At 70.8% G+C, this 26,054-nt stretch carries 25 protein-coding genes; 12 read left to right on the forward strand and 13 right to left on the reverse strand.

Annotation, left to right across the window (positions count from 1 at the left end):
- Window positions 1-62 precede the first annotated feature (62 nt).
- From NR792_RS28115 to NR792_RS28125, 3 genes are all read left to right on the forward strand, one after another.
- Entirely contained in the window at window positions 63-890 is an 828-nt protein-coding gene (locus tag NR792_RS28115) for an alpha/beta fold hydrolase (RefSeq protein ID WP_375755777.1), read from the forward strand.
- Window positions 891-924: 34 nt separating this feature from the next.
- Window positions 925-1,209 (forward strand): DUF427 domain-containing protein, encoded by a 285-nt coding sequence (locus NR792_RS28120; RefSeq protein WP_375755778.1) that lies wholly within the window; start codon window positions 925-927, stop codon window positions 1,207-1,209.
- A 114-nt stretch (window positions 1,210-1,323) separates the two neighbouring features.
- Window positions 1,324-2,337, forward strand: coding sequence for an ABC transporter ATP-binding protein (locus NR792_RS28125; protein WP_375755779.1), 1,014 nt, complete (start codon window positions 1,324-1,326; stop codon window positions 2,335-2,337).
- A 1-nt stretch (window position 2,338) separates the two neighbouring features.
- On the opposite strand, the gene NR792_RS28130 is transcribed toward NR792_RS28125, so the two are convergent.
- The 5 genes from NR792_RS28130 to NR792_RS28150 form a co-directional block, all read right to left on the reverse strand.
- Window positions 2,339-3,025, reverse strand: a complete 687-nt coding sequence (locus tag NR792_RS28130) for a hypothetical protein (protein ID WP_375755780.1) — start codon at window positions 3,023-3,025, stop codon at window positions 2,339-2,341.
- On the reverse strand, window positions 3,022-3,750 hold the full coding sequence (locus NR792_RS28135) for a WG repeat-containing protein (RefSeq protein WP_375755781.1): 729 nt from the start codon (window positions 3,748-3,750) through the stop codon (window positions 3,022-3,024). The genes NR792_RS28130 and NR792_RS28135 overlap by 4 nt, the downstream gene beginning before the upstream one ends.
- Window positions 3,747-6,098, reverse strand: coding sequence for a glycosyltransferase (locus tag NR792_RS28140; protein WP_375755782.1), 2,352 nt, complete (start codon window positions 6,096-6,098; stop codon window positions 3,747-3,749). The genes NR792_RS28135 and NR792_RS28140 overlap by 4 nt, the downstream gene beginning before the upstream one ends.
- Before the next feature lie 120 nt (window positions 6,099-6,218).
- Window positions 6,219-6,401, reverse strand: a complete 183-nt coding sequence (locus NR792_RS28145; RefSeq protein ID WP_375755783.1) for a hypothetical protein — start codon at window positions 6,399-6,401, stop codon at window positions 6,219-6,221.
- Between the two features lie 214 nt (window positions 6,402-6,615).
- Window positions 6,616-6,813 carry a hypothetical protein gene (locus tag NR792_RS28150; protein WP_120529387.1) on the reverse strand — a complete coding sequence of 66 codons (198 nt, stop codon included), beginning with the start codon at window positions 6,811-6,813 and terminating at the stop codon, window positions 6,616-6,618.
- A 150-nt stretch (window positions 6,814-6,963) separates the two neighbouring features.
- On the opposite strand from NR792_RS28150, the gene NR792_RS28155 reads away from it, so the two are divergent.
- The 3 genes from NR792_RS28155 (at window position 6,964) to NR792_RS28165 (ending at window position 10,130) form a co-directional block, all read left to right on the forward strand.
- Window positions 6,964-7,299 (forward strand): PRC-barrel domain-containing protein, encoded by a 336-nt coding sequence (locus tag NR792_RS28155; protein WP_375755784.1) that lies wholly within the window; start codon window positions 6,964-6,966, stop codon window positions 7,297-7,299.
- A 113-nt stretch (window positions 7,300-7,412) separates the two neighbouring features.
- Window positions 7,413-8,582 (forward strand): Kelch repeat-containing protein, encoded by a 1,170-nt coding sequence (locus tag NR792_RS28160; protein ID WP_375755785.1) that lies wholly within the window; start codon window positions 7,413-7,415, stop codon window positions 8,580-8,582.
- A gap of 105 nt (window positions 8,583-8,687) precedes the next feature.
- A complete protein-coding gene (locus NR792_RS28165) occupies window positions 8,688-10,130 on the forward strand; it encodes a M24 family metallopeptidase (RefSeq protein ID WP_375755786.1) in 1,443 nt (480 codons plus the stop codon).
- A gap of 3 nt (window positions 10,131-10,133) precedes the next feature.
- On the opposite strand, the gene NR792_RS28170 is transcribed toward NR792_RS28165, so the two are convergent.
- The 3 genes from NR792_RS28170 to NR792_RS28180 all read right to left on the reverse strand — a co-directional run bounded on the left by NR792_RS28170 (window position 10,134) and on the right by NR792_RS28180 (window position 13,835).
- Entirely contained in the window at window positions 10,134-11,297 is a 1,164-nt protein-coding gene (locus tag NR792_RS28170; RefSeq protein ID WP_375755787.1) for a cytochrome-c peroxidase, read from the reverse strand.
- 154 nt (window positions 11,298-11,451) lie between these two features.
- Window positions 11,452-11,859, reverse strand: a complete 408-nt coding sequence (locus tag NR792_RS28175) for a hypothetical protein (protein WP_375755788.1) — start codon at window positions 11,857-11,859, stop codon at window positions 11,452-11,454.
- A 209-nt stretch (window positions 11,860-12,068) separates the two neighbouring features.
- On the reverse strand, window positions 12,069-13,835 hold the full coding sequence (locus NR792_RS28180; RefSeq protein WP_375755789.1) for a S8 family serine peptidase: 1,767 nt from the start codon (window positions 13,833-13,835) through the stop codon (window positions 12,069-12,071).
- Between the two features lie 348 nt (window positions 13,836-14,183).
- On the opposite strand from NR792_RS28180, the gene NR792_RS28185 reads away from it, so the two are divergent.
- Window positions 14,184-16,571, forward strand: coding sequence for a serine/threonine protein kinase (locus tag NR792_RS28185; RefSeq protein ID WP_375755790.1), 2,388 nt, complete (start codon window positions 14,184-14,186; stop codon window positions 16,569-16,571).
- Between the two features lie 47 nt (window positions 16,572-16,618).
- Here the strand turns inward: NR792_RS28185 and NR792_RS28190 are convergent, their stop codons facing one another.
- The gene (locus NR792_RS28190; RefSeq protein ID WP_375755791.1) at window positions 16,619-17,296 is read right to left on the reverse strand and encodes an RDD family protein; all 678 of its coding nucleotides are present in this window, start codon (window positions 17,294-17,296) and stop codon (window positions 16,619-16,621) included.
- Between the two features lie 110 nt (window positions 17,297-17,406).
- Window positions 17,407-18,378 (reverse strand): PDR/VanB family oxidoreductase, encoded by a 972-nt coding sequence (locus NR792_RS28195; RefSeq protein WP_375755792.1) that lies wholly within the window; start codon window positions 18,376-18,378, stop codon window positions 17,407-17,409.
- A gap of 306 nt (window positions 18,379-18,684) precedes the next feature.
- Between NR792_RS28195 and NR792_RS28200 the strand changes: the two genes are divergently transcribed.
- On the forward strand, window positions 18,685-19,329 hold the full coding sequence (locus tag NR792_RS28200) for a hemerythrin domain-containing protein (protein ID WP_375755793.1): 645 nt from the start codon (window positions 18,685-18,687) through the stop codon (window positions 19,327-19,329).
- Window positions 19,330-19,455: 126 nt separating this feature from the next.
- Window positions 19,456-20,208: an SIMPL domain-containing protein gene (locus NR792_RS28205; protein WP_375755794.1), complete on the forward strand. Its 753-nt coding sequence runs from the start codon at window positions 19,456-19,458 to the stop codon at window positions 20,206-20,208.
- Window positions 20,209-20,217: 9 nt separating this feature from the next.
- Here the strand turns inward: NR792_RS28205 and NR792_RS28210 are convergent, their stop codons facing one another.
- On the reverse strand, window positions 20,218-20,502 hold the full coding sequence (locus NR792_RS28210; protein ID WP_375755795.1) for a hypothetical protein: 285 nt from the start codon (window positions 20,500-20,502) through the stop codon (window positions 20,218-20,220).
- A gap of 88 nt (window positions 20,503-20,590) precedes the next feature.
- On the opposite strand from NR792_RS28210, the gene NR792_RS28215 reads away from it, so the two are divergent.
- From NR792_RS28215 to NR792_RS28225, 3 genes are read left to right on the forward strand one after another with little or no spacing between them, the layout of a single operon-like run.
- The gene (locus tag NR792_RS28215; RefSeq protein WP_375755796.1) at window positions 20,591-21,931 is read left to right on the forward strand and encodes a hypothetical protein; all 1,341 of its coding nucleotides are present in this window, start codon (window positions 20,591-20,593) and stop codon (window positions 21,929-21,931) included.
- Window positions 21,921-23,441: a DUF2380 domain-containing protein gene (locus tag NR792_RS28220; protein WP_375755797.1), complete on the forward strand. Its 1,521-nt coding sequence runs from the start codon at window positions 21,921-21,923 to the stop codon at window positions 23,439-23,441. The genes NR792_RS28215 and NR792_RS28220 overlap by 11 nt, the downstream gene beginning before the upstream one ends.
- On the forward strand, window positions 23,438-23,908 hold the full coding sequence (locus NR792_RS28225; protein WP_375755798.1) for an NUDIX hydrolase: 471 nt from the start codon (window positions 23,438-23,440) through the stop codon (window positions 23,906-23,908). Before NR792_RS28220 ends, NR792_RS28225 begins: the two co-directional genes overlap by 4 nt.
- A gap of 155 nt (window positions 23,909-24,063) precedes the next feature.
- Here NR792_RS28225 and NR792_RS28230 read toward each other — a convergent pair whose 3' ends face one another.
- Both NR792_RS28230 and NR792_RS28235 read right to left on the reverse strand, forming a co-directional pair.
- Entirely contained in the window at window positions 24,064-25,344 is a 1,281-nt protein-coding gene (locus NR792_RS28230; protein WP_375755799.1) for a hypothetical protein, read from the reverse strand.
- 58 nt (window positions 25,345-25,402) lie between these two features.
- Window positions 25,403-26,050: an SCO family protein gene (locus tag NR792_RS28235; protein WP_375755800.1), complete on the reverse strand. Its 648-nt coding sequence runs from the start codon at window positions 26,048-26,050 to the stop codon at window positions 25,403-25,405.
- Window positions 26,051-26,054: the final 4 nt, after the last annotated feature.

Below are 26,054 nucleotides of genomic sequence, written 5' to 3' on the forward strand. Positions count from 1 at the left end.
GGGCTGCGGTCCAGGCGAGCCCTGGATTAGGGTCTCTTCCTGAGCGAAGGGAGGCCGTGCCCATGCCCATGAAGTCCGTGAATGGAACCCGGCTGTACTACGAGGACACCGAGGGCGCCGGAGACGTGGTCGTCTTCAGCCACGGGCTCCTCTGGAGCACCCGGCTGTTCGACCCGCAGGTGGAGGCCCTGCGCGGCCGCTTCCGCTGCATCGCGTACGACCACCGGGGTCAGGGCCAGAGCGACGTGCCGCCCGAGTCCGTCATCGACATGGAGACGGTGTACGCGGACGCGGTGGCGTTCCTGGAGTCCCTGCGCCTGGGGCCCGTCCACTTCGTGGGCCTGTCCATGGGGGGCTTCGTGGGCATGCGGCTCGCGGCGCGCCGGCCGGACCTGCTGCGCTCGCTGGTGCTGCTGGAGACGTCCGCGGACCCCGAGCCCCCCGCCAACGTGCCGCGCTACACCGCGCTCAACCTCATCGCGCGCTACGTGGGCCTGGCTCCCGTCACCGCGCCGGTGATGCGCATCATGTTCGGCACGTCGTTCCTCACCGACCCGGGCCGCGCGGAGGAGCGGGCGCTGTGGCGCGCGCGCCTGAAGGGCAACCGCCGCGACATCTACCGCGCCGTCAACGGCGTCATGAAGCGCAAGGCCATCGCGGACGAATTGCCGCGCATCCTCACGCCCACGCTCGTCATCGTGGGGGAGGAGGACCGCGCCACGGTGCCCGCGAAGTCGGAGCGGATCCACTCGCTCATCCCGGGCTCCAAGCTGGTGCGCCTGTCGCGAGGGGGCCACTCGTCCTCCGTGGAGGAGCCGGCGCTCGTCAACGCGGAGCTCGCCCCCTTCCTCACGCAGCACGCGTCCAATCAGGCCGCGCACGCGGGCTGACGCGCCGTTAGCCCATGCATTAGGAGGCGTTCAAATGCCAGTCGCGAAATGGAATGGAGTCGTGCTCGCGAAGAGCGACACCTACGAGACGGTGGAGGGCAACGTCTACTTCCCGCCGGACAGCCTGTCGCGCGAGCACTTCAAGCCCAGCGCCACGCACACCACCTGCCCCTGGAAGGGCGAGGCGAGCTACTACTCCGTGGAGGTGGACGGGAAGACGAACGCCGACGCCGCCTGGTACTACCCGGAGCCCAAGCAGGCCGCGGCCAACATCAAGGGCTACGTGGCCTTCTGGAAGGGCGTGACGGTGGAGCGCTGAGTCAGCGGCAGATGTCCTGGGGGTGACGGACGCGGGTGAGCGGGCTTCGCGCGAGCAGGGGAGCGGCGATGCTGGGCTTTTCGCGGGGCGTGGCCCGCGTGGAGGAGCGGAGCCTTGGCGACGGTGTCCCTGCACGACGTGCGCAAGGTGTACCGGGGTGGGGTGGCGGCGGTGAAGGGCGTGACGCTGGACATCGCGGACGGCGAGTTCGTGTCGCTGGTGGGTCCGTCCGGCTGCGGCAAGTCCACGACGCTGAACCTCATCGCCGGGCTGGAGGAGCTGTCCGGCGGCGAGCTGCGAATCGACGGGCAGCTGGTGAACGACCTGTCCCCGCGCGAGCGCGACATCGCGATGGTGTTCCAGAGCTACGCGCTCTACCCGCACCTGGACGTGGCGGGGAACCTGGCGTTCCCGCTGAAGGTCGCGGGCATGGACGCGAAGGACGTCGAGGCGCGCGTGCGCGAGGTGTCCGGGGTACTGGGGTTGGAGGCGCTGCTGGCGCGCCGGCCGAAGGAGCTGTCGGGCGGACAGCGGCAGCGCGTGGCGCTGGGGCGCGCGCTGGTGCGCAGGCCCAAGGTGTTCCTCTTCGACGAGCCCCTGTCCAACCTGGACGCGGCGCTGCGCACGCAGATGCGCGGCGAAATCAAGAAGCTGCACGAACAGCTCAAGGCCACGTTCATCTACGTCACGCACGACCAGGCGGAGGCGATGACGCTGTCGGACCGCGTGGTGGTGATGAGCCAGGGCGAGGTGCAGCAGGTGGCCCCGCCGCGCGAGCTGTACGACGCGCCGGCGAACCTCTTCGTGGCGGGCTTCTTCGGCTCGCCGCGCATCAACCTGGTGAAGCCCCAGACGCTGGGCCTGTCGGACGGTGACGCGGTGCTGGGCCTCAGGCCGGAGCACCTCCAGGTGGGGCAGGGCCCATGTCCGCCGGACGCGCGCGAGGGGCGCGTGTACCTGGTGGAGCCCATGGGCGCGGAGGTCTGGGTGACGGTGGAGACCGGCGGCGAGCGCCTGGTGGCGCGGGCGCCCGGGGACTTCCGCGCCGCGAGCGGGGACCCGGTGTGGCTGCGCCACGACGCGCGGTTCCTGCGCCGCTTCGACGCCAGGACGGGCCGCGCGGTGTGAGTCAGGGACGAAGCCGCAGCCGGGCTTCCGCCAGGATGCTCCCGCCCTCGCGCGCGACACGCGCATGGCGTGTCATCAAGGCTTCCTGAGATTCGCGAGGCTGTGCCTCGAACAGGTCCCAGAGGTATTGCTCCTCCTGGACCGGGACGCGGTAGCCCAGCTCCTCCCCATAGCGTCGCAGCCGCTCCAGGGTGGCGAGCAGGTACTTCCAGTTGGCCAGCGGGCGCAGCAGCAGCACTTCGCGGCGTTGGACCGACTCCGCCGCCAGGGGATGCACGTGGCCCCGCCACCGGCCTCCCGCGCACTCCACGCCGATGGCGGAGAGGCCCAGGTCGAATCGGGAGAGGCGCTCTTCCAGGCTTGCTGGCGTGCAGTCGTAGGCCACCTCGAGCCGCCGCCCCAGGAGATGGAAGGTCGTCTGGAAGGGCGGGTTGTCATCCAGCAACCGGGCTCCATGTGCCTCCAGGTGGACGAGGAGCGCCTGTCGGTCGAGGAGGCTCGCCGGCCAGAGGTCCAGGTCATGCGGAGGACGCCCCTGGAGCAAGGTCTTGAACGCTCCCCCGGCCAGGAAGAATCGGCCTGGGAACGCGTGGGAGCGAAGGGGGGCGAGCTGCTCCTGGGCGAATGCGATGACTGAAGCCGGGGAGAGAACCTCTTCTGGCGCGGACGCGAGGGGAGAGGACCTCATGCCGGCTCCGGAAGGCGTGCACGCAACTCGCGCAGGGTGACGCCCTGCTCGTCGATGACCTGGAGCGCGCCGTCCAATGTCTCCACGCGGGCCTGCCCGTTGTAGAAGGGCTCCACGGTGGCGAAGCGCCGGGGATAGAGCGCGTTTCCCCCAGCGTCGACGTGATGCCAGCCGCCTGCGTCCCGGGCACGCGCGAAGCCCTTGTGAAAGACATCCAGGTCGAGGAACCGGCGCGCATTCAAGGGCTGCCCCTGCTTGTCGATGTGCAGGTGAAGGCCCGAGGTCTCCTGCACCACCGCGAAGCCTTCACGGAAGTCTCCCGCATAGGCATACCGTTCCAGATAGGCCGCTTCCCCCTGTCCGTCGATGTGGAAGTAGCGGCCGTCCTTCGCCCTGACCGGGCAGCGCCCGTCCTGGAAGTTGCCGCACCACGCATGGCGCCCTGACGTGAGCTCCTGTCCGTCCACGCGCAGGTGGAACGCCCCGTCTGCATCCACGACCGCCGCCAGCCCTTCATAGAATCCAAAGGTCCGGATGAAGCGGCGGGAAGAGAGTGCCTTGCCTCTCAGGTCGATGTGGAACGCCCCCGAGGCGTCCCTGACGGCCGCGAGCCCCGGCTCGTGAAAGGAGAGGACCTCGGTGAAGCGCGCGGCATAGAGCGGCTTGCCCTCCAGGAGATGATGGGTCCTGTCGGGCGAGACCCGTGGATGGGACCTGGGGTTCAAGGGGCCTCCTTCACCGGCTGACGCATGTTGCAGCCACGGCACAGGGGATGGTCCTGGTAGTCGGTCAGCAGCCGTTGATAGGCCGGGCCCGTCCACACCTCCTGGATGCCCACCTCGTTCAGGTTGCCCAGGTTCCCGAGCGTTCGTCGTTCCTTGTCGGGAGCGCAGCAGGGGTCGAAGCGGCCCACGGCGCTCACCCATGCCTCCTTTCCCAGGAAGGGGCAGTGCGCGCCAGGCGCGAGGTCCGTGACCGCCTCCGCTCCCAGGGGGAGGATGTTCTCCAGGAGCACCTTGCTCCCATCCGGCCGCCGGCACTCCTCCGCGAGGGTGTGCGCCTGCCGGACGGCCTCGTTCCAACGGTGGATCGCCGAGGCGTCGCGCCTCATGGACAGCGGCTGGATGGCGGCGAAGTGGGCCCAGAGGTGATGGCCCTTCACCCGGTCGACGCCCAATCCCGCCGCGAGCCGCACGATGTCCGCCAGCTCACCCACGTTCGACTCCAGGAAGGTGAGCTGAAGCGTGACCCGGCAGCGATGGCCTCCCTCGCTGGCATGCGCATCGCGCTCGGCGATGAACTGGCGGAGGTTCTCCAGGACCTGTTCCCAGCGCGTCCCTGGCATCACCGCTTCGTGGGTCTGCTTCGTGGCGCCATTCCACGACACCTTCACGTCGGAGGTGATGGGGACCAGCCGGCGTGCCCACGCGCGTGCTCCGCGTCTGGGAAATGTGCCGTTGGTGGTGAGGTTCAGCCACACCCCGTGCGCCATGCACAGGTCGATGATGTCGTCGAAGTGGGGATAGAGCAGCGGCTCTCCCATCGTGGACGGAATCACCTCCCGCAGGGGAGTGCCATCGCTGTCCGCCATGACCCGTCGCAAGAGCTCCAGGGGCATGCGGCGCTTTCGCTGGCCGGCCTCCCTGCGCAGGCGCTGGGTGTCGCTGTGGGGCGAATGGTCCTCGCACATGATGCAGTGCAGGTTGCAGTCGTCGGGATTGGTGTCGAAGGTGATGCGCCAGGGGCCGGGCCGGGTGGGGGGAAGGCGGGCGCGACGCTCCCGGATGGCACGTGCGTACAAGGCCTCCACGGCCTCCACGTGGGCCTGCATGCCCTGCACATCGCCCCCTTCACCCCAGAGGTGCCCGTGACTGCCCAGGCGCACCGCCAGCTCCGGGTCATCCACCAACTGCTGCATGGCCTGGGCAAGCGAATCCGGGTCGCGGTGGGTGAAGAGCAGGCCGTTCTCTGCGTTCCGGACGTACTCGCGCATGCCTCCCGCGTCGGCGGTGATGACGGGCACCCGTGCCTGGAGGGCCTCGTGGATGACCAGCGGGGAGTTCTCCACCCAGATGGAGGGCACGACGATGGCATCCACGTGGTTGAAGACGTCCCGCACGATGTCCGCGTTGCGGTACTCGGGAAGCCACTCCACGCGCGTGCTGGCATCTCCCGGGAGAGCGAGCGCCAGGGCCTTGAGGGTCTCCGTGTGTTCGCCGCGCGGCCGTCCCCAGATTCTCAGCCGGGCCTTGCCGCGCACCTTCCCGAAGGCCTGAAGGAGGTGATGGATGCCCTTGGCTGGAATGTGGGTGCCGATATAGCCGAAGACGACGTCGGGCTCGGGCGTCCGCTGCCGGTGACGCAGGCGCTCCACGTCAAAGCCATAGTCCAGGTACACCGCCTTGCTGGCGGGCAGCCCGAGGTCCCGCTCGAATCGCTCCAGCAGGTAGCGCGAGGGCGCGATGAAGAGGTCCACGTGCTCCATCATTTGGCGCACATGCGCCATCCGGTCGTGCACCCACTGGCTCCAGTGCGCGACGTCCTTCTCCCGCGTTTCGGGGCCCCCGGAGAAGTAGCGCGCGTAGCAGCGCTCCGCGCACTTCCGGTCCTCCTGGCCTGAACATGCGGACCACGGCTCACTCCCGGGGATGGGATGCATCTGCAGGAACTGCCCCCGGGGGCACATGAGCCAGTAGTCATGCAGGGTGAAGACGATGGGGATGCCACGGGCCGCGCCCACCTCCAGCAGGGACGTGGACAGGTGGTTCAGATGGCCCACATGGATGACGTGAGGACGGAAGCCGTCCAGCACCTCCGCGAAGCGTTGATCCACCCCTTCGTGGCGGTAACGGTCACGGCTGTTGGGCAGGTTGACCAGGTGCAGCAGGACACGAGGGTCGTCCGGATCGCGTTCCTGCGTCAGCTCGTAGTCCGGGCGGAACGGGTCCTCGCGACGGGTGAAGACCTGGACCTCGTGCCGGCTCGACAGGCCTTGTGAGAGTGCCTGGGTATACACCTCCGAGCCTGCGTTGAAGCGCATGGGGTAGCCATGGATGACCTGAAGGACTCGCATGAGAGGGCCCGAGCGTCATGGCTCCGCGCCATGGCACCTGTTGAAGTGGGAGGGTTTGGAACGCCGCGACACGGCTCCGCTAGCATGCGCGAAGCCGTGTCGCCCTGTGGAGAGGGAGCGCTACTTCAACGCGGGCTGGGAGGGCTCGGGAGCCTGCGGCTTCTGGGTATCCGCTTCCTCTTCGGAGGGACGACCCTCTTCGCCACGAGACTGCCAGTACGCGTCATCCTCGGGATTGAGCTGACGCGAACGGTGGTCGAGATCTGCCTGCGAGGGTTGGTACTGCTTCGAAGACCTGCTCATGGGCATCTCCAGTGATGGATTTGCCGGCGGTGCATCGTGGTCATGCCGGATTCAACGGCCAACCAAGCCTCCGTCCAGACAGACGGCCACGGACCCACGTGGAACTTCTTGGCGAAGTTGGGTTTCTGCGGAGCTACACGAAAACCATACACAGGCGGGTCGTGCGTCGCAACCCGGCCTCTGGACGGATGTGAGGAATTGGGCGGGAAGGCTGTCAGGCGTAGACCTGTTCGCTCTCCACGATGGGCTCCAGGCGGTGCTGGAGCGCGGCCAGCCGGTCGTAGCGCTGGCGCAGTGCTTCCTTGAACTCGCGTTGATCCGCGTGGGCGATTTCATCCAGCAGCGTGTGCAGCGAGGAGTCCACGGCGTCCTTCAGCACGCGCGATTCGTCGTTCGACAGTTCCAGCAACATGGAGGCCTCCTGCGTCAACGTTAGGCACCGCGCAACGGGGCCGCGCGGGGCCGGCCCCCGGCCGTGGAAGAAGGCGGCCCGAGGGCCCACCGGGCTGCCTGCCGTGGCGCGCACGGCGGCGGGAGCGACCCCACTCTTGGTGAGGACCCCATGAGCGCGAGGAGCGACGCGATGATTCACGCGGGAGAGGTTCGCGAGGGCATGTCGGTGCGCACCGCCGACGGACACCGGCTGGGCCGGGTGGCGGGCGTGGGCGACACGCACTTCGAATTGGAGCAGGGGCTGGTGCCCATTCCCCGGCGCGACTACCGGGTCGAGTACAGCGACGTGGAGGCCGTGCGCGGGGATGAGGTCCTGCTCAAGCCGGCCGACCATTCCCAGCTCACGCTGGAGGAGGACGACGACGGCGGCGCCCTGCCGCCGCGCCACAGCGAGGGCCTGGAAGCGGAGCCCACGAACCTCCCCGTGGAGCCCACCCGGCACTGACGCGTCCAACCCACGGGGCTGGGAAAGGCCCTGGAATCACAGGGTCTTGCGCGGGCCGGGATGTCAGACCGGCGCGGTAGACGAACCCCTCGGCCAGGCGTCCCGGTGGGGTCATGCGACGGTTCTCGACATCTTGCGTCACGGTGCTGTGGTTGGGGGTGGTGTTCGCGTGCGGTCCCGCGCCGCGAGCGGATGCGGGCAGCGTGGAGTCTCCGGTGCCGGGCGTGCTGTCCACGCCCCGGCGGCTGTTGCCCTACGTCGCGCTGGAGGACGGGCGGGTGCTGGCGGCGGGAGGGCATGACGGCAGCCGCACGCTGGGCAGCTGCGAGGTCTTCGACCCGGACACGGGGCGGTGGCGGTCCACGGGGGCGCTGCGCACGGCGCGGCGCAACCACACGGCGGTGCGGCTGCTGGATGGGCGCGTGCTGGTGGTGGGCGGCTCCAACGGCGTGACGGTGGGCGCGTTGGCGAGCGCGGAGCTGTACGCGCCGGACCCGGGCATGTGGACGCCAGCAGCGCCCATGGCCGAGGCGCGCAACGACCCGGCGGCGGTGGTGTTGCCGGACGGGCGCGTGCTGGTGGCGGGCGGAACGGACGTGGACCAGCGGCCGGTGCGCTCGGCGGAGCTGTTCGACCCGGCGTCGGGGACGTGGAGCGCGGTGGAGGCGCCGGGCTTCGTGCGAGGCGGCGCGGGGACGGCGGTGGTGCTGCGCACGGGCAAGGTGCTCTTCGCGAGCGGCCTGCAGTCGGAGCTGTACGACCCGGTGACGGGCCACTGGGAGAAGGCGGGAGCGGTGGGAGGCGCGGCGGGGACGCACCGGCTGGGGCACACGGTGACGCTGCTGCCGGATGGGCGCGTGCTGGTGGTGGGCGGCACCACGACGCAGGCGGCGAGGACGGCGGAGGTCTACGTGCCGGAGCGCAACGCGTGGGAAGCGGTGGAGGCCCCGGCGGTGCCGAGAGAGCACCACGCGGCGCTGGTGACGGCGGAGGGCTTGGTGCTGGTGGTGGGCGGCGAGCACTCCACGCGAGGCACGCTGGCCTCCGCGGAGCGCTTCGACCCGGCCCGGGGCACCTGGACGCAGGCGCCCACGCTGCATGAGCCGCGAGGCGAAGCCGGAGCGCTGTGGCTGCGCCGGGGCACGGTGCTGGTGGTGGGCGGAGTGAACGAGCTGGGCACCCTGGCCACGAGCGAGGAGTACGTCCCCGCCCCGGCCGTGGCCCAGGCCACGCCCCTGGAGTCGCCCTGGGGCTTGGGCAAACAGTCCACGGATTCAAAGTGAAGCCAGGACAGCGTGTCTGGCTTTCCCGCGAATGACTGACACCGGCGGTTCCGGAAGGCCATTCCGCCGCGCGGCGTGCCAGGGCGCGTGACAGACTGCGCGCCCATGCGCTCCTGGAAACACCTGCTCGTCGTCCCGCTCGTCTGTTCCTCCGCCTGCGCCACCGCGCCCGCCGCCCCCGCGAAGCCCGAGGCCCCGGTCGCCGCCGCGCCGGCCGCTCCCGCTGCCTCCGCTGCCCCTGTGACTCCCGCCGCGCCGGTGCGCCCCTTCGGCACGCTGCGCGAACAGGCCGTGCGCCAGCAGGCGTGGCTCAAGGAGCGGCTGGAGACCGGCGTGCCCCAGCTCATGCGCAAGTACGGCGTGCGCATGTGGGTCGTCCCCATGCGCGAGTACAACGAGGACCCCGTCTTCAAGGCGCTCGTCTCCCCCACCACCTTCTCCGCCCGCCGCCGCACCATCTACGTCTTCTTCGACCGCGGCGCGGACAAGGGCGTGGAGCGGCTGGCGCTGGGCGGCAGCACCCAGGGCGGCCTCTATGAAGCCCGCCGCGCCCCCATGATGGTGGACCGGGGCGGCTCGCAGCGCGCCGCGGAGCTCCTGGGCCCCGAGCAGTGGCAGCTCCTCAAGCAGGTCGTGGAGGAGCGCAAGCCGGACTCCATCGCCATCGACGTGTCCCCCGCCATCGCCTTCGCGGACGGCCTCACCCACGGCGAATACGAGGGCATGGCCCAGGCCCTGGGCCCCACCTGGGTGAAGCGCCTGAAGCCCGCCGGCGGCCTGCCCCTGGACGTGCTCGGCTGGCGCGGCGCCGACGAGGTCCGCTTCTACGCCGACCTCCAGAAGTACGCCTGGAACCTCATCCAGACCGCCTTCTCCAACGCCGTCATCACCCCCGGCACCACCACCACCCAGGACGTGGAGTGGTGGATGCGCCAGCGGCTGTCCGACGAAGGCCTGGACACCTGGTTCCAGCCCGACGTGGACGTGCAGCGCCAGGGCGCCACCGACGAACAGCTGGGGGACAACCCCGTCATCCAGCGCGGCGACGTGCTCCACTGCGACTTCGGCGTCACCGCGCTGCGCCTCAACACCGACACCCAGCACATGGGCTACGTGCTGCGCGACGGGGAGACGGACGCGCCCGCGGGCCTCAAGGCCGCGCTCCAGGCGTCCATGCGGCTCCAGGACATCGTCAAGGGCGAAATCAAGCCGGGCCGCACCGGCAACGAAGTGCTGCGCGCCTCGCTCGCACGCATGAAGTCCGAGGGCATCAACGGCAGCGTGTACTCACACCCCATTGGCCTGCACGGCCACGGGGCGGGCCCCATGATTGGCATGTGGGACCGCCAGGAGGGCGTGCCCGGCAACGGCGAGCACAAGGTGATGCCGGACTCCTGGTTCTCCATCGAGCTGCAGGCGACGAGCCCCGTGCCGGAATGGAAGGGCCAGCCCGTGCGCTCCGCCCAGGAGGAGGACGTCGTGGTGGACTCGGAAGGCGCCGTGCACTGGGCCTTCCAGCGTCAGACGTCCTTCCACCTGGTGCGCTGAGGCCTACTGCGCCGCGCCCGTCATGGACTTGAGCAGCGTCACCAGCGCCTGCTTCTCCTCGCTGCTCAGGTCCAGCTTGACGATGGTCTCCGTGCGCACGCCGACGAAGGTGCCGTCCGGGTCGCCGCCCTCGTTGTAGAAGTCGACCACGTCCTCCAGCGTCTTCTCCGCGCCGGTGTGCATGTACGGCGCGGAGAGCGCCACGTTGCGCAGGGTGGGCGTGCGGAACGCGCCCTCCACCTCCGTGGGCTTCGTCTGCGCCTGCGCCTTCAGCGTGGACAGCCGCGCCGCGTCCGTGCCGCCGGGCGCGTCGCTGTAGGCGCCCGAGGCGTTGAACGGCCAGGACAGCAGCGCGTCCACCACCTCCGCCTGCCCGCGCTTGCCCGCGCCGGAGTCCTTCAGCCCCAGGTTGTGGAACTTGTCGTCCGACAGCGAGCGGCCCTTGTGGCACACCACGCACTGGCCCTTGCGCACGAACGTCTTCAGGCCCAGGTACGCCGGGTCCTTCTCCTGCGTGCCCGCCTCCACCGCCTGGAGGAAGCGCCGCACGTCCGCGTCGAAGGGCGCGTCGGTGCGGTTGAGCGTGCGCTGGTACGCCGCCAGCACCTTGCCCACGTTCGCCATCAGCCGGTCCGGGTCGGACTCGTCCGCGGGCGCCTTGCCGAACAGCTGCGTGTACGCCGCCGTGTACGTGGGCTCCGCCGACAGCCGCGTGCGCACCACCGCCGCGTCCGAGTTCATCTCGATGGGGTTCGTCAGCGGCAGCACCGCCTGCGACCAGAGCCGGTCCGCCCGCCCGTCCCACATGAACCAGCGGCTGTAGCCGATGTTGAGGAGGCTGGGCGGGTTGCGCTCGGACTGGTGGCCTCCGCAGCCCTCCGCCGTCGCCGTCTCCACGGTGTAGGACTCCCCGGCGTGGCAGCTCTTGCAGGACACCGTCCCGCAGCGCGACAGCCCCGGGTCCTCGAACAGCCGCTGGCCCAGCGCCGCCGCGTCCGCGTTGTCGCCCCACTTGTTGGTGGGGTCCACCTCCGGCTTCGCGCTCTGCGTGTGCAGGGCGCTCAGCTGGTCCAGCTCGTCGTCGGTGGGGAAGGGCACTTCGGATTCGCAGCCGGCCCCCAGCAGGGCCAGGGCGAGCACGGCGGTACGCGGACGGAAACCAGTCATGGGCCGGGGCAGCTTCGCGCCCTTGTGTTCAGCAATCAATGGTCCCTGTCTCCCCGCCGGGCATGCGGCCATCCACGCACGAAGGCCGGGGGCCCCACTTCGGGCACGCCCCGGCCTTCACGCGGTGAAGCAGTTCAGCAGGACTTCGGGAGCGCTACTCGCAGGCCAGCTTGAAGCTCACCACCGGCGCGGAGAACTTGGCGATCTTCATCTTCGTGGGGCCCGGGGTGACCGTGGGCGCCGCGCCGTTGGCGCACTTGAGGCTCGCGTCCACCGCCAGCTCCACGTTCAGCTCCTTGCCGTCCGGCAGCCCGCCCACGTTGTAGCTGCAGCGGTTGTTGCGGCTCTGCTTCACCTCGCCCCAGCCCAGGGCCGCGGAGTTGTTGTCCTCCGTCACCTTCACCCGCACCGCCGAGCACGGGTCACCCTGCAGGCCCGTCGCGGGGTACGCGACGCTGCCCGTGACCGTGGCGTTGCCGGCGTGGGCCGCGGCCGCCGCGCCACTCGAAGAGGCGCAACCGGTGGCGGCAACGACCAGGGCGGCAACAGCAATTCGCAACATGGAGATCCTCAATTCAAGAATGAAAGGGTTTTCGCGCCGGTCTGGCCACCTTCCTGGCAGCCATTGGCGCGCGCCACGTACAATCCCGGCGCGCTTTCATTCCACGCCGAAGTGCATTCTCGATTTCGTCACGCGGCGCGTTTTTACGTTCCCCAACATCCATGCGCCGCGTCCGGGCCGCGCTTCCCGGCTCTTGAGAAACGCGAGCCTCACGGCAGCCGCTGCAAGGCGTCCCGCGCGCGCACCAGGCCGTGGCCGAACAGCGGGTCGCGGCCCTGGGTGCCCAGGTCGCGCGCGGAGGCCTCCAGGGCCTCGCGCACCTGCTGGGGCGTGAGCTCCGGCCGGGCGCTCCACACGAGCGCGGCCACGCCGCTCACGTAGGGCGCGGCCATGGAGGTGCCGGACACGTGGGTGTAGTCCACCGGGAAGAGGGACAGCCGCGCGTCGGCGCCCAGCCGCTGGCGCAGCATGGTGCTGGCGGCCTGGTTGACGCTGACGGCCGGGGCCCAGTGGCCGCTGCGGGGCAGGGAGAGGATGTCCACCGCGCCGCCCGCGGGGGCGTCCTCGGCGGCGAAGACGACGGCGCGCGCGCCCTGCCGCATCACGTTGGCCATGGCCTGGTCCACGGGCACCGCGCCTGGCCGCACGTAGGCGACGAAGCCGTCGCAGGTGGCGTCCAGGCACGCATCCAGCGAATCCCCCAGCCCGCAGTCCACCAGCCGCCCGGAGGTGTCACCCGTGGGCGAGTACAGGAGCGAGCGCGACAGCGGGGACGCGTCCTCCACGGACATCTCCGCGAAGGCGCCCAGCCCCCGGGGGAAGGTGGACAGCACGTCCACGCCGGGCGCCACGAGCGACAGCTCCGGGCCCGCGTTGGAGAAGCCCGCGCGCCGCTCGCGCGAGTCCACCGCGCCCACCGCGAGCACGGACGGGTCGGACGCCGGGTACATCACCGGGCCGTTCTGGTTGCCCGAGGCCGCCACCACCAGCAGGCCGTGGTCCAGGAGCGCCTCGAACGCCTCCACCGTGCTGCGCGTGGCGGTGCCCCCGCCCAGGGACAGCGACACGACGCGCGCGCCCTGGGACTCGCACCACTCCATGGCGGAGAGCACCGCGCTCATCTGCGCGTGCCCCTGCAGGTCCAGCACGCGCGCGATGAGCAGCGACGCGTTGGGCGCCACGCCCACCATGCCGCCGGCGTTGCCCCGGGGGCCGGTGACGCCGCCCTGGCCCATGCGCGCCGCGACGATGCCCGCCACGTGCGTGCCGTGGCCCTGGCCCCACTGGCCCTTGCTGCCGCGGTCGCTCGCGTCGTCGTCGTTGTCCAGGAAGTCGTGGCTGGCCACCACGGCGCCCTGGAGCTCCGGGTGCCCCATGTCCAGCCCGCTGTCGATGATGCACACCTTCACGCCCTGGCCCGCGGGCGCGCCCTCGTCCAGCACGCCGTCCCCGTTCGCGTCCCACACCTCCGGGGCCTGCACCAGGCGCAGCCCTTCGGTGTACTCGTCGGAGGCCAGGAGGCTGGCGCCCGTCACCTGGCGCGGCAGCGGCGCGAACACCGCGGGCGTCAGGCCCTGGGCGCTCCAGAGCTGGTCCACTTCGATGCTCTCCACCAATTCGCTGCGCTCCAGGAGGAAGCGCTCCGCGGGGGACACGCGCGCGGCCACGGCGGGGATGTTGCGGTAGACGGCGCTCACCTTCGCGCCGGTGCTCGCGGTGAAGCTGGCGCCGGAGGCGGTGACGCCCGCGGCGTGGGTGGAGCTGCCCCGGCGGAAGCGGATGATGACCGGCTCGCGCCCGTCGTCCTGTGTCCGCGAGGGCTGCATTCCGTCCAGTCCCTGCCGGGCCGTCGTCTCTCCCGCGCCGCCTCCGGCGAGGACACCCGGGCACACCTGTCCCTGCGCGGAAGCGCGCGTGGACGACTCCGGCGCACACGCGACCAGCGCCAGCAACCCGACGAAACCCCAACGCCTCATGATGCGACTCCTTCCAAGCAGGACGCCCCTCCCGAGGGCGGCCCCCCGCATGGCGGAGGACCGGGAGGTGCCCGCCCCCCTCGACCGGGAAGGAAGCGGCGTGCTGCTACGAGGGAACGCATCCCCGGGCGGACTCGCATCGTCCCCGGGCCCATGGGACGCCCCGGACGTACGGGGGTGCACAACAGACCTGTTGTCGGGCCGAACACGGGCTCGGGAATTCCGTTGGGTCCGGGACTTTCTCTTTTTTGCGCCCGCGGGGTCTGGAGGCAGGGAAGGAAGGGGAGGCGCGTGGTGCGCGGCTTGATTCCATGGGGGAGTCCGTGCTGCGCTCCGGAGCGCCAAGCCATGAGCACCGCACCCACAGAGTCCCCCCGTTTCCTCGGGCGCTACGAGCTCGTCCACCTCCTGGGCCAGGGCGGCATGGGGGAGGTGTACCTGGCGAAGCTGTCCGGGGCGGCGGGCTTCGAGAAGCCCTGCATCGTGAAGACCATCCTGCCGGGGCTGGTGAAGGACCGGCAGTTCCTGGACCGGTTCCACCACGAGGCCAAGGTGCTGGTGCACCTGGTCCACTCCTCCATCGCCCAGGTGTACGACATGGGCGAGGCGGACGGCACCTACTACATGGCCCTGGAGTACGTGGCGGGCGTGGACCTGGGCTACCTCCTGGAGCAGGCCCGGGTGCAGGGGCGGGCGGTGCCCACGCCGGTGGCGCTCTACGTCGGCCAGCGCATGGCGGAGGGCCTGGGGTACGCGCACCGCAAGACGGGCACGGACGGGGAGCCCCTGGGCATCGTCCACCGCGACGTGTCCCCGCACAACGTGATGGTGTCGTACGAGGGCGAGGTGAAGGTCATCGACTTCGGCCTCGCGAAGTCCACCGCGCGCAGCAAGTACACGCTGCCGTCCACGGTGATGGGCAAGCTGGGCTACATGTCGCCGGAGCAGGTCCGCGCGGAGCCCCTGGATCACCGCAGCGACATCTACTCCTGCGCGGTGGTGGTGTGGGAGATGCTGGCGGGCCGTGGGCTCGTTCCCCACGGCACCGTGGGTGAGATGATGGCGGCCATGTCGCACCCGGTGGTGCCGCCGCTGACGGACTTCCGTCCGGACGTGGAGCCGTCGCTGGAGGCGGTGCTGCGCCGCGCGCTCGCGCCGTCGCCGGCGGACCGGTACGCGCGGGCGGACGAGTTCGCGCGGGCGCTCAACGCGGAGCTCTTGCGCTCGGGCACTCCGATGGGAGCGGAGGAGGTGGGCGAGTTCGTCCGCGCGCTCTGCCCGGAGGCCTTCGCCGAGCAGCGCAAGCTGACGTCCGGCGTGCACGGCGAGCGGCGCACGCCGTCCCCGGCGCCCCGGAGCGGTTCGGGCACGGGGCTGTATGGAGGTTCTGGCTCCGGGAGCAACGCGGCCCAGGACGAAGCGGCCTTCGGGGCCACGGCGCTGCGGACCCCGGAGGAGCCGTCGTCGAACAGGCCCCACACCGGGCGCATCGACGTGGACGGGCCGGCGATGGGGCCGGGGGGCACGTTCGTGTCCCATCCGTCTCCAGGGCCGGCGGCAGGGCCGGGCTCTGGAGGCGTGGCGCGGAGCACGCCGGGCTCTGGAGGCGTGGCGCGGAGCACGCCGGGCTCTGGAGGCGTGGCGCGGAGCACCGATGACGTGGACGCGGCCGCGCTGGGCGCGACGGCGGTGCACCTGCCGGCCGCACCGGCCCAGGGCGCTGTCGCCCCGAGCACGTCCGGCCAGGTGCCGGTGCAGCCCGAGCGCAGGCCGGTGGCGCGGATCGCCGTGGCGGCGCTGCTGCTGGTGGGCGCCTCCGTGGGCATCACCACCTTCGTGCTCCGCTCGCACACGGCCGAGCAGCCCGTGGTGCCCCAGGCGCTTCCCCCGTCCGAGCCGGTGGTGGCCGCCGCGCCCCCGAAGGTGGAGGAGCCGCCCCCGGCGGTGACGCCGCCCGTGGAGCCCCCTCCCGAGGCCGCCGTGGACGCGGGCGTGGTGGCGAGCGCGCCGGAGCCCGAGGTGAAGCCCGAGCCGGTGAAGCCCCCGCCGGAGGTGAAGACCGCCTCCGGGACGAAGCGGCCCGTGTCGCATCCGGTGGAGCTGGTGTCCGGGCACCAGCCCGTGGCGAGAATCGAAGAGACGAGCGGCGGCCAGCGCGTGGTGAACGCGCCGGTCCCCAAGGGCACCAACGCGGGCACGGTGTTCAGGGTGGTGGGGATGCCGCAGAAGGGCACCCGCAGGCGTCCGGTGCTGGGGACCGCGACCGTGGAGTCCATCAACCCGAACCGCCAACGCATGACCCTGCGGCTGGACGCGGAGGCGGACGCGGCGAAGGAGCCGCGCTTCGCGCTGCTGACCGTGCGCCCGGGGCCGACGCCGCCCGCGCCCGAGCCCACCCCGCCGGTCGCGACGGCGCCCGAGCCGAAGCCCGAGCCGAAGCCCGTGGAGCGCTCACGCCTCCTGGGCCAGGCGGAGATGGATGGCCTCCTGGGGAGCAGCTTCGGCCGCACGCTCTATGTGATCAACAGCGACCAGCGGACCTGGCACAACTGCGCCATCGTCCTGACCGGACGGAAGGAAGCGCGGATGGCGAAGCTGGATCCCTACCAGACGCACAAGGTCCCGGTGGAGGAGCGCTACTTCAAGGTGAACTACAAGGCGCCCCCCGTGCCGGAGAAGGCCGTGTGGGTGAGCTGCGACGAGGGCGAGGACACCTTCGCGCTGATCAAGCGCTGACACACGAGCCGGAAGCCCCCATGGCTCCCGGCCCACTCGCCCGTGCCTCAGGGCCTCAGCCGCGCGGCGGCCACGGGGCACTCATTGCGCACGAACTCCGCCACCTCCGGGTCGCCGCCGCTCGCGTTGCGCACCGCGCGGGACAGGGACGTGCGGCACTGCCACGTCACCTCGCGCGTGCCGTGGCAGCAGTGCCACCCGGTCAGCGTGCGGTCCAGGTACTGGAGCATCTCCTGACGCGTGGGCGTGACGATGCTCCACACCGCGCCCGCGAGCAGCAAAAGCCCCACGAGCGGCAGCGGCAGGCTGCGCGCCCAGCCGCGCACGCCACCCGGAATCACGCTCGCGTGCACGCCCAGCTGTTCATCCAGCGGCCGGCGCTGCAGCACCACCTGGAGCACCAGCTCCACCGGCGCGGTGAGCGCGCGCAACAGCCCCGCGCCCAGGCCCGGCACCTTGCCTTCCGCGCGCTCCAGCTTCAGTCCCAGGGCATGCCGGCCCGGGGTGAGCCCCGTCAGCCCGCCCACGCAGGACAAGAGGAGCCAGGCGACTCCCATGGCGAACGCCAACAGACCGGCCGTGGACACCCACTCCGCCGCGCGCACCGCACCCCAACCCACGAGCGCCGCGCCCGTGAGGTCCAGCAGGTCCGCCACCCAGAGCCGGTTCTGGAACCGGGCCTCGGTGGGCGGTGTGTCCATGGAGAACAACGTCCCGTCGCTCATCAGCCTCTCTCGTGTGCGAGCGGGGCGCGAGCATAGGCGGCCCGCCGCGCACAGGCGCGCTCCAAAACGCCGGGCCCGGTATCAGGCTCCCCGAGGCTCGGGGATACTGGCTACAGGTCCAGCACCAGCCGCTTGGACCGGGCGCGCGACACGCAGACCAGCATCCTCGCGTCCCCGGCGGCTTCCTGCTGGAAGAACGTGTCACGGTGGTCTGGCGTTCCCTCGCACACGCGGGTGACGCAGGTGCCGCAGGAACCCGCCTCGCAGTCGCTCTCCACCTTGACGCCGTGGGTGCGTAGCACGTTGAGCACCGTCTTGCCGGCCGGGATGCGCAGCACCTGGCCGGTGCTCTTGAGCGCCACCTCGAAGTCCTCCTCCGCCGTCGCGTGGGTGGCGGAGGTGCCCTCCGCGGTGAAGGCCTCGAAGTGCACCTTCTCCCAGGGCCACTTGTGCAGCGCGGCCGCCTCGCGCACGGCCTTCATCAGGCCCGCGGGGCCGCAGCAGTACAGCCGGGTGCCCGGGCCGCGCGTGGCCAGCAGCGCCCGCACGTCCAGCCCCTTCGTGGGGTCACCCCCGTCGTGATGAAGGTGCACGCGGCCCGCGAAGGACGGCGTGGACAGCAGCTCCCGGAAGGCGGTGCGGTCCGCGTCGCGGGCGCAGTAGTGCAGCACCCACTCCGCGCCGGTGCGCTCCAGCACGCGCGCCATGGCCAGCAGCGGCGTGATGCCGATGCCGCCCGCGATGAGCACGTAGCTGCGCCCGTACAGGAGCGGGAAGTCGTTGACGGGCTCGCTCACGGTGAGCACGTCGCCCTCGTGGACGTGGTCGTGCATCGCCTTGGAGCCGCCGCGGCCGTTGGCGTCGCGCTGCACGGCGATGACGTAGCGGTGCGTCTCGCCCGGGTCGTTGCAGAGCGAGTACTGGCGCATGCCGCCCAGGCCCGGCACCTGCACGTCCAGGTGGGCGCCGGCCTCGAACTCGGGCAGGGCGCCGCCGTCCTGGGAGACCAGCTCGTAGGACTGGATGCCTTCCGCCTCACGGGTGATGCGCGCCACCCGCAGACGCAGCGTGTTCGTCGTCACGGTATTGCCCCTGTTCCCTTGCCCGCCGCCCGCGCGAGACCGATCTGGCCGCGCACGGTGTGCACGCCCGGACCGTCCGGGGAGTGGGGGCCGGTGCGGTTTTTCGCCGGGTTCCGGACACTCGGGCCCTGCTGCCCGTCTGCCCTCCGGCCGGGCGCGGAGGCCCGGGCGGCGGGGGCGGGCACGGCCGGGAATCCATCCCCACCCTTCACTCCATGCCGCGCTGCGCCAGGGCCTTCGAGGGTCCGAGCGTCTGGGTGATGGGGGAGGCGCGGCCCCCCCGATTCGACGGAAGGGAGACGGCCGATGGATGCCATCACGTTGCTGAAGGCGGACCACAAGACGGTGGAGCAGCTGTTCCGCAAGTTCGAGAAGGCGGGCGCCCACGCGCTGGCGCACAAGCGCAAGCTGGTGGACGAGATGGTGCGCGAGCTGTCCATCCACGCCGCCATCGAGGAGCAGGTCTTCTACCCGGCCGTGCGCGCGCGCTCCGAGGAGCTGTCCCCGGACGTGCTGCGCGCGCTGGAGGAGCACCACGTGGTGAAGTGGGTGCTGTCGGAGCTGGACACGCTGCCGCCGGAGTCCGAGCGCTTCGACGCGAAGGTGCACGTGCTGATGGAGAACGTGCGCGCCCACGTGACGGAGGAGGAGCAGTACCTCTTCCCGGAGGTGAAGAAGGCCTTCAAGCCGCAGGAGCTGCGGCAGGTGGGCGAGGCGCTGGAGCTGGCGAAGAAGGCCGCGCCCACGCACCCGCACCCGGCCCAGCCGGACACGCCGCCGGGCAACCTGCTGACGGGCGCGGTGGCGGCGGTGATGGACATGGGGCGGGACGCGCTGCGCGTCGCGCGCCGCAAGGCGGTGACGCAGGTGCGCAAGGCCGCGCCGCGTCCGCTGAGGAAGCCGCTGGAGTCGGTGATGTCGCTCGACTCCTCGGGCGACTCGCTGCACTGAGCGAGCGTCTGGCGCCGGACGCCCCGGGCCCGGTGAATGTCCGCAGGGGTGGGGGCGTCCTTGGGGTGTGAGGGGCTTTCGCGCTAGACGCGCGAGGGTTCTCTCGGGCCTTGGGAAGGAGGCGCCATGTCCGCTGTTCGCAGGATGTTGACGACGCTGGTGATGCTGGCGGGTTTCACGGCCGCCGCGCAGGCGCAGGTTCCGCCGTCCGGTTCACCGCAGCCGCGTCCGCCGGTGGATCCGCAGGTGCGCACGCTGCGCGTGGAGGGCATGGGCGAGGTGAAGGCCCAGCCGGACGAGGCCTTCATCGACGTGGCGGTGGAGACGTCCGCCGCGAACGCGAAGGCCGCGGGCGAGGAGAACGCGAAGCGGATGGAGAAGGTGCTCGCGGCGCTCACCGGAGCGGGCATCGCGAAGCGCGACCTGCAGACGCGCAACTACAACGTCTATCCGGAGTACACGCCGTCGCCGCCGCAGGGCGGTGAGCCGAAGCTCAAGGGCTACCGCGTGAGCAACCTGGTGAGCGTCCACGTGACGGACCTCTCCAAGGTGGGCGGCCTGTTGGACAAGGCGCTGGCGGCGGGAGCGAACCGGGTGGACTCCGTGCGCTTCGGCCTGAGCCGCCAGGACGCGGTGCAGGGCGAGGCGCTGCGGCAGGCGGTGGCGCGAGCGCGCAAGTCGGCGGAGGTGCTGGCCGCGTCGCTGAACGTGAAGCTGGGCGCGGTGCTGGACGCGAGCACGGTGACGGAGGCCCCGCGCCTGTACCCGGCCACCTTCGCCATGGACATGGCGGAGTCGCGAGCCGCGCCCACCACGCCCATCCAGCCGGAGGAGCAGACGGTGCAGGCGAAGGTGACGCTCATCTTCGCCATTCAGTAGCGGCCGGCATCACGGGGCCCGGTCGCGGCGGGCCCGGGTCTTGATCAGGAGCTCATCCATCACGGATGAGAACTTCTGGGGAGGCGAAGTTCCTATCCGGCGAATGCGCCTGCTCTCCACCTCGGAGAACCGCTCGACGCGTTCCCGGAGCGGGTGCTTCATGTCGTGGCGGTACGCCGCGTAGGTCTTCTTGCGACTGACCTGGAGCCCTCCGGACCAGAGGGCCCGCGGTGTTCCCAGGGCCCTGGGGGTCATCAGGTCCTGGGCGCTGGCGTTGAGCAGCCGGTCCAGCACGATGAACTCGGGGACCGGCAGGTGCCGGGCTGAATGTCAGACGTGTGTCCTTTGCTCTCCTCGGAGGAGTCACTTCCTGAGGGCGTGGATGCGAATGACGCGAAGTGGGGCTGTCTGGCTGTGGCTGCTGTTGCCGGTCGCCGCATGGGCCGAGGACGTCCCGGAGGTGCCACCGGTGGAGGAGGAACGGCGCCCACGGGACGAGGCCTGGCGCAACCTGCTGCGCGTGGAGGCGACGACGCTGGCCTTCCTGCCGCACGCGGGCGTCGGCGCGGACGAGGGCTTCCTCCAGGTGGAGCCGACCCTCATTCTCGACGGAGGCGCGGAGCTCGGCCTCAACGTGGGCACACCCGTGCGGTTGCGCCTCTGGGGTGGTGGTGGGGCCGCGGGCTTCGTGCGACGCGAGGACTGGGACAGCCTCTCGGACTTCGGGCAGGTGGTGCGCGGCCTCAAACTGGGCTCGAACGACGCGCCCGTGGGCGTCTGGTTCGGCGCGCTGGAGTCCTACAGCCTGCTGTCGGCGCACCTCGTGCGGCGCTACTCCAACCGAAGCAATCCCGACTACCACCCAGCGGGCGGCTTCCTCACGGGCACGCTGGGGCCCCTCTATACGCAGGCGTTCGCCTCGGACGTACTGGACGCGCGACTCATGGGGGCGGAAGTCGCGCTGGACCTGGAGCACGTCCTCTTCGGCCAGCCCCGCGCGCAGGGCCGCTACACGCTGGCACTGTCGGCGGTGCATGACTGGGGGGAGGCCGGAGGTCACGCGCCTCCGGTGACGCTGGCGCACCTGGACGGAATCGCCGTGGTGGTGGTGCGGCCGGGCTTCGAAGCCCACCTGCTTGCCGGTTGGGGAGGACGGCCCGGTGCGGGCGGCGCATGGGGGGCGGTGGTGGGCGCGGGCGCGGATGCGGTGACACCCACGCTGGACCTGCGGCTGCGGTTGGAACTGCGCAGACAGCATGGCGGCTTCCGGCAGGGATACTTCGGCCCGGACTACGAGCTGGCGCGCTTCAGAGCGGCGGGGCCGGAGGAAGTATCACTGGCGGAGGCCCACTTCCCGGACGGGACTTCCGCCTATGGCGAGGCGGAGGTGGGCTGGGACGCGGTCCGCTACGGCGGCCTCTCCAAGCACCTGAAGCTGTCGCTGGGGGTGGAAGCCTTCAACTGGGGTCGCTTCGACGTGGACGGGCGCGTGGCGGTGCAGCTCTTCGCGCGCAGCCTCGAAGTGGCTTTGAAGGGGCTCGGAGTGGGCATGGGGCGGCCCGGGGCGCGCTACCTGGGGGCCGCCAAAGCCCGCTGGCGATTGCTGGGCGAGAAGCTCTACGCGATGGGGACGGGCGGCACGCTGCTCTTCCCCACGCCGGAGGGGACGCCGCGGCCAGGGGCGTTCGCCTCGGTGGGCCTGGGGGTGGACAATGCGCGCTGACGTCCTCTTGCTGTCCCTGGTGCTGCTGGCCACGGGATGCGCCTCTGTGCCGCAAGCGCATGGGCGAGGCCGAAGCTTGAGCTACGCACCGCGAGAAGCCTCCCCGCTCTCCTGGGTGGAAACCCCGAGCGATGAGTCCCCGCGCGCCCGGAACTTCCTCCCGCACGCTTTTGCTGGGCCCGAGCAACGCCTCCTGCGCCGCCAGCAGCCGCGTGACGACGTGACCGCCGTGGGAGACGGCGCTGTCGGGGGCGGGGCCCGGAGCGCCGCATCGACGCGGCAGGCAGTCCTTGACGCGACGAAAGACGTGAAGGGCTCCCTGACCCACGTCGAGGCCGCGTTCACCAATCTGGCGGCCCGCCCTCCAGACCTCTGGGGCTTTAGCCTCACCGGTGTCTTCACGCGCTACCTCGACCAGGGCTCCAAGCAGGTGACGTGGCTTCATGGCGCGCTTGGGAGCGCCACCGCGTTGACGGAGGCGGCCTCGGAAGTCGGCGACACGGACATGGAGCTGGGCCTGCTTCGCATGACGGGGCCGAAACTCCAGGCGGCCCAGTTCGGGACGCTCCTCTTGGCCACCTGGGTGGACTTCCTCCAGCTCGCTGACGCCATTCTCCGAAACTGCCCCATGTGCAGCGGCGAGAAGCTCTTCGCGGATCTCCATCGCGTGCAAGGGCTGATGGAGCCCTCGCTCACGGACCTCGCCTCACTGGACCCGGAGCGAGTGGAGGCGGCGACGACCGCGATGCCCCATCTGATGGGGAAGCTGACGCGTGAGTTCGACACGCTCCATCAAGAAACCCGCGCGACCATGAAACTCGGCGGGCAGGTCATCGCGGCGATGCAGGCGGTGGAGATGGTCACGATGATCTCCACGATGAAGATGGCCCTGCCACGCGCGCCGCCCTCGGCCCCTGTGACACTGGGCGTGGGACTGGCAATGAGTTCAGGCGGCGTCATGATGGGCTCGCGACTGGTGGTCTCCGCCGAGTGGGTGGAGATGATGCGAAGGCTCGTGCAGGCGGGCGTCATCTCCGTGCCTGCCGTCGGCGCGGCCGTCCTCATTCAGGGCGGACAGGTCACGATGGCCCAGGCGCACCAGGACTTGCCCAGGGGCGTGCGCGAAGCGCTGGGGGACAGCCCCGAAGTGCGCGGCATGCAGGTGACGGGCAGAGCGGGGGCGGGCATGTCGGACGCTCCGAGGCACCACGTGATGCCGCAGGAACACCGCGAGTGGTTCGAGCAACGCGGCTTCAAGGGCGACATGGACATCGATCAGTTTTGCGTCCGGATGGAGCAGGCCCACCACGAGGCCATTCACGGCGGCGGTGACTGGCGCCTGGGTCGCACATGGCCCGGTGAATGGAACCAGTTTCTTATGCGCGAGTTACTCAAAGCCGAGACACGAGCCGGCCGTATGTTGACGCGCGATGCCATCCTGAAGCTCGTCGCCAAGCACCTGAAGGACTATAAGATCCCAATGAACTTCGTCTCCTGGAGGGGCCCATGACCGCCCGGCATCCATGGGAGGGCGACGTGAGAGCCCGCCTGTATGAGCGGGTCCGCGAGCGTGGTTACGACACGCTCACCGCATTTGCTGAGGCGCGCCCTGCCGTCCCGTTGCATGGACTGGCCGACGAGCTTGGTGAAGACGATGTCGCTGCGGTGCAGGTGTTCAGCGGGTTGCTCGCTGAGGCAGAGCAGAGTCTGCGGGTCACACGTCTTGTGCGCGATGTGCTCGTGCGTGAGCTGTCCGACGACTTCCCCGACGGATGGCCGGCCGTGATGGACGACGACGCCCGTATGGATGTTGCCATAGCGCTCGGTCGCTGGAGTGGTTACACGCCGGAAACCCATCAGAAGCGCGTTGACCGGGCCAGCGATGTGCTCCTCTCCAATCCGCCGTTCCCTGGCTGGCGTCCGCTCGGACCTGACGACGAACTGCTCCGGACGCTCCTTCCCGATGACGAAGCCTGAACGGAGCTGGTAGCTCCCAAGTCAGGATTGGATTTGCCATGTGCCCCCAGTGTGCCCCTCCAGCGTGGATTGAGGGGGCGCACCCGGGAGTTCCCCGGAACAGCACGGGATGGCGTCCCGATCGAGGACGGCCCGGGGCGATGACACCGCGCCCCTTAGAACCTGAAGTTCCAGCCAGCGAGGCGCTGCAGCTCGCTCGCGCCTCCCTTGGAGAGGTGTTCCGGCATGGGCTGGCCGTGCGGGGGGACGGGCACGTCCATCGCGATGCGTTTGACCCCGGGGGTCTTGTCGAGACCGCCGCACCAGGTCTGCCAGCGCTCGCCATTCAGACGATCCCGGAAGCCGATGCCCGCCACCTGCTCCGCCGTGGGCGGAGTGGGGGAGAGCAGGTCGAGGAACTCCACCCGGCCTCGTAGGATGCCCCCGCCGTCGGTGCGCACCTCGTGGCAATAGGCGGCGCCCCACAGGTCCTCGCGGAAGCGGATGGCGTACACGCTGCCCGGCGCCGGCGGGCCCGGGATGGACTTGGGCCGGGGACCGGCCGGGCTGGCCGTCTTGCGGCGCGCGGTGGCGGTTGCACTGGGCGCGGGGGGCTCCGCCTTCGGTCGTTGGAGATGGCCGAACAGGGTGGCCACCAGCGTCTCCTGGAGGCCCTCCTTCGCGGACCACCAGGCCAGCGGCGCCGGCACCTCGACGCGTGTCGAGGGGCGGCGGTCGCGCTCGATGGCTGGCGTGAAGCGGGTCATCAGGCCCGGATGCTCGGGTGTCTGAAGAATGCCGATGAACGCGAGCGCCTCCAGCACGGTCCCGCAGCGCGAGGGCCGGTTGACGCTCAGAAGCCCGGCCTTGTGGAGCGCGGTGCGCGCCTGGCTGTAGCGCGCCGTGGAGGGAAGGCCGCGCAGCAGCTCGAGCACCTGGAGGAACACCCAGACATCCCGTGGCGTGGGCTTGGGCCAGGAGGAAGGCGGGCTGTCGATGGCGGCGGCCAGGGCGAGAGCGCCATTGGCCGGTTGGTCGACACCCCAGTCCCCACCCCCCAGGTGACGCAGGTACGCGGCCTGGGTGACGTCGATGGCGGCTGCGTTGAAGAAGCAGACACGGCAACTGCCTCCTCCCATGGGCTCTTCGGCGTGGGCCGGCATGGCCCGCCCCAGGATGGCGGCGGGCAGCACGCTCAACCAGGCGAGATCAGCTGACACCATCGAGGCCACGAACGCATCGGCCGCGGGGCGCAGGTCGACCGTCGCGGCGGATTGGCGCAGCTTGTCGATGGCCTCGTCATGTCCCCACTGGATGAAGACATTGGGCACCAGACCGGCCGCCTTCAGTTGCTGATGATCCGCTTCCGTGAAGGTGGAGGGGATCCGGTGGCTGTGGCGGCCTTCGTCATCGAAGCCGCTGTTGCGCGAGTTGTAGACGCGGTCCAGCAGGGCCATGACGGCAGGATCGGGATGGGTCATCTCAAGGGCACGGTACGGGAGGCGGCCCGCGTCGTCACTCCCGCGCCTGTGCCAGCAGCGCGGCGTCCCGGAGCAGGGCCTCCAATCCTCCCTCGCCCTCGGTGACGCGGTAGTAGCCGCGAAGCTGTCCCCGGGCGTCCACGAGGACGAAGTGCTCCCCGTGGAAGACGCTGAAGAAGTCGTCCTCGCCCGCGTCCGCGTCGCGGCCCATCATCACCCGGAAGCCCTCCAGGACGGTGGTCTCCACCTCGTCCAGCGGGCCCGTCAGCAGCGTCCAGTTGGACGTGTCGATGCGGTGGTCGCGCGCATAGGCGGTCAGCCGCTCCGGCGTGTCATGGCGGGGGTCGACGCTGAACGAGGCGAAGCGCAGGTCCAATCCCTGCTCCCGCGCCTGTCGCTGCACTCGCAGCATCTTCTCCGTGAGCAGCGGGCAGACGGTGGGGCAGCGGGTGAAGAAGAAGTCCGCCACGTAGAGGTGGCCCCGCATGTCGGCGTCGGAGAAGGGCCGCCCCGTCTGCGCGGTCAGCTCGAAGCGTGGGAGCGGGCCGTACAGGGGCAGGTTCTCCGCGGCGATGCGCGCACGCTCGCGTTGAACGGAAGGCCACGCGATGCACAGCAGCGCGAAGAGCAGCAGGGCGCCCGCGAGCGCGAGCCACGGCAGGGATTTGCGGGGATGGGGCATGGGC

It is taken from the genome of Corallococcus exercitus (genome assembly GCF_042231735.1).
GTDB classification, from domain to species: domain Bacteria; phylum Myxococcota; class Myxococcia; order Myxococcales; family Myxococcaceae; genus Corallococcus; species Corallococcus exercitus_B.

Bases quoted from the DNA above. Each gene is read 5' to 3' on its own strand.
- NR792_RS28115 (WP_375755777.1), top strand. From the start codon at position 63: ATGCCCATGAAGTCCGTGAATGGAACCCGGCTGTACTACGAGGACACC.
- NR792_RS28120 (WP_375755778.1), top strand. From the start codon at position 925: ATGCCAGTCGCGAAATGGAATGGAGTCGTGCTCGCGAAGAGCGACACC.
- NR792_RS28130 (WP_375755780.1), bottom strand. From the start codon at position 3,025: ATGAGGTCCTCTCCCCTCGCGTCCGCGCCAGAAGAGGTTCTCTCCCCG.
- NR792_RS28140 (WP_375755782.1), bottom strand. From the start codon at position 6,098: ATGCGAGTCCTTCAGGTCATCCATGGCTACCCCATGCGCTTCAACGCA.
- NR792_RS28145 (WP_375755783.1), bottom strand. From the start codon at position 6,401: ATGAGCAGGTCTTCGAAGCAGTACCAACCCTCGCAGGCAGATCTCGAC.
- NR792_RS28150 (WP_120529387.1), bottom strand. From the start codon at position 6,813: ATGTTGCTGGAACTGTCGAACGACGAATCGCGCGTGCTGAAGGACGCC.
- NR792_RS28155 (WP_375755784.1), top strand. From the start codon at position 6,964: ATGAGCGCGAGGAGCGACGCGATGATTCACGCGGGAGAGGTTCGCGAG.
- NR792_RS28160 (WP_375755785.1), top strand. From the start codon at position 7,413: ATGCGACGGTTCTCGACATCTTGCGTCACGGTGCTGTGGTTGGGGGTG.
- NR792_RS28165 (WP_375755786.1), top strand. From the start codon at position 8,688: ATGCGCTCCTGGAAACACCTGCTCGTCGTCCCGCTCGTCTGTTCCTCC.
- NR792_RS28170 (WP_375755787.1), bottom strand. From the start codon at position 11,297: ATGACTGGTTTCCGTCCGCGTACCGCCGTGCTCGCCCTGGCCCTGCTG.
- NR792_RS28175 (WP_375755788.1), bottom strand. From the start codon at position 11,859: ATGTTGCGAATTGCTGTTGCCGCCCTGGTCGTTGCCGCCACCGGTTGC.
- NR792_RS28180 (WP_375755789.1), bottom strand. From the start codon at position 13,835: ATGAGGCGTTGGGGTTTCGTCGGGTTGCTGGCGCTGGTCGCGTGTGCG.
- NR792_RS28185 (WP_375755790.1), top strand. From the start codon at position 14,184: ATGAGCACCGCACCCACAGAGTCCCCCCGTTTCCTCGGGCGCTACGAG.
- NR792_RS28190 (WP_375755791.1), bottom strand. From the start codon at position 17,296: ATGAGCGACGGGACGTTGTTCTCCATGGACACACCGCCCACCGAGGCC.
- NR792_RS28200 (WP_375755793.1), top strand. From the start codon at position 18,685: ATGGATGCCATCACGTTGCTGAAGGCGGACCACAAGACGGTGGAGCAG.
- NR792_RS28205 (WP_375755794.1), top strand. From the start codon at position 19,456: ATGTCCGCTGTTCGCAGGATGTTGACGACGCTGGTGATGCTGGCGGGT.
- NR792_RS28215 (WP_375755796.1), top strand. From the start codon at position 20,591: ATGCGAATGACGCGAAGTGGGGCTGTCTGGCTGTGGCTGCTGTTGCCG.
- NR792_RS28220 (WP_375755797.1), top strand. From the start codon at position 21,921: ATGCGCGCTGACGTCCTCTTGCTGTCCCTGGTGCTGCTGGCCACGGGA.
- NR792_RS28225 (WP_375755798.1), top strand. From the start codon at position 23,438: ATGACCGCCCGGCATCCATGGGAGGGCGACGTGAGAGCCCGCCTGTAT.
- NR792_RS28230 (WP_375755799.1), bottom strand. From the start codon at position 25,344: ATGGCCCTGCTGGACCGCGTCTACAACTCGCGCAACAGCGGCTTCGAT.
- NR792_RS28235 (WP_375755800.1), bottom strand. From the start codon at position 26,050: ATGCCCCATCCCCGCAAATCCCTGCCGTGGCTCGCGCTCGCGGGCGCC.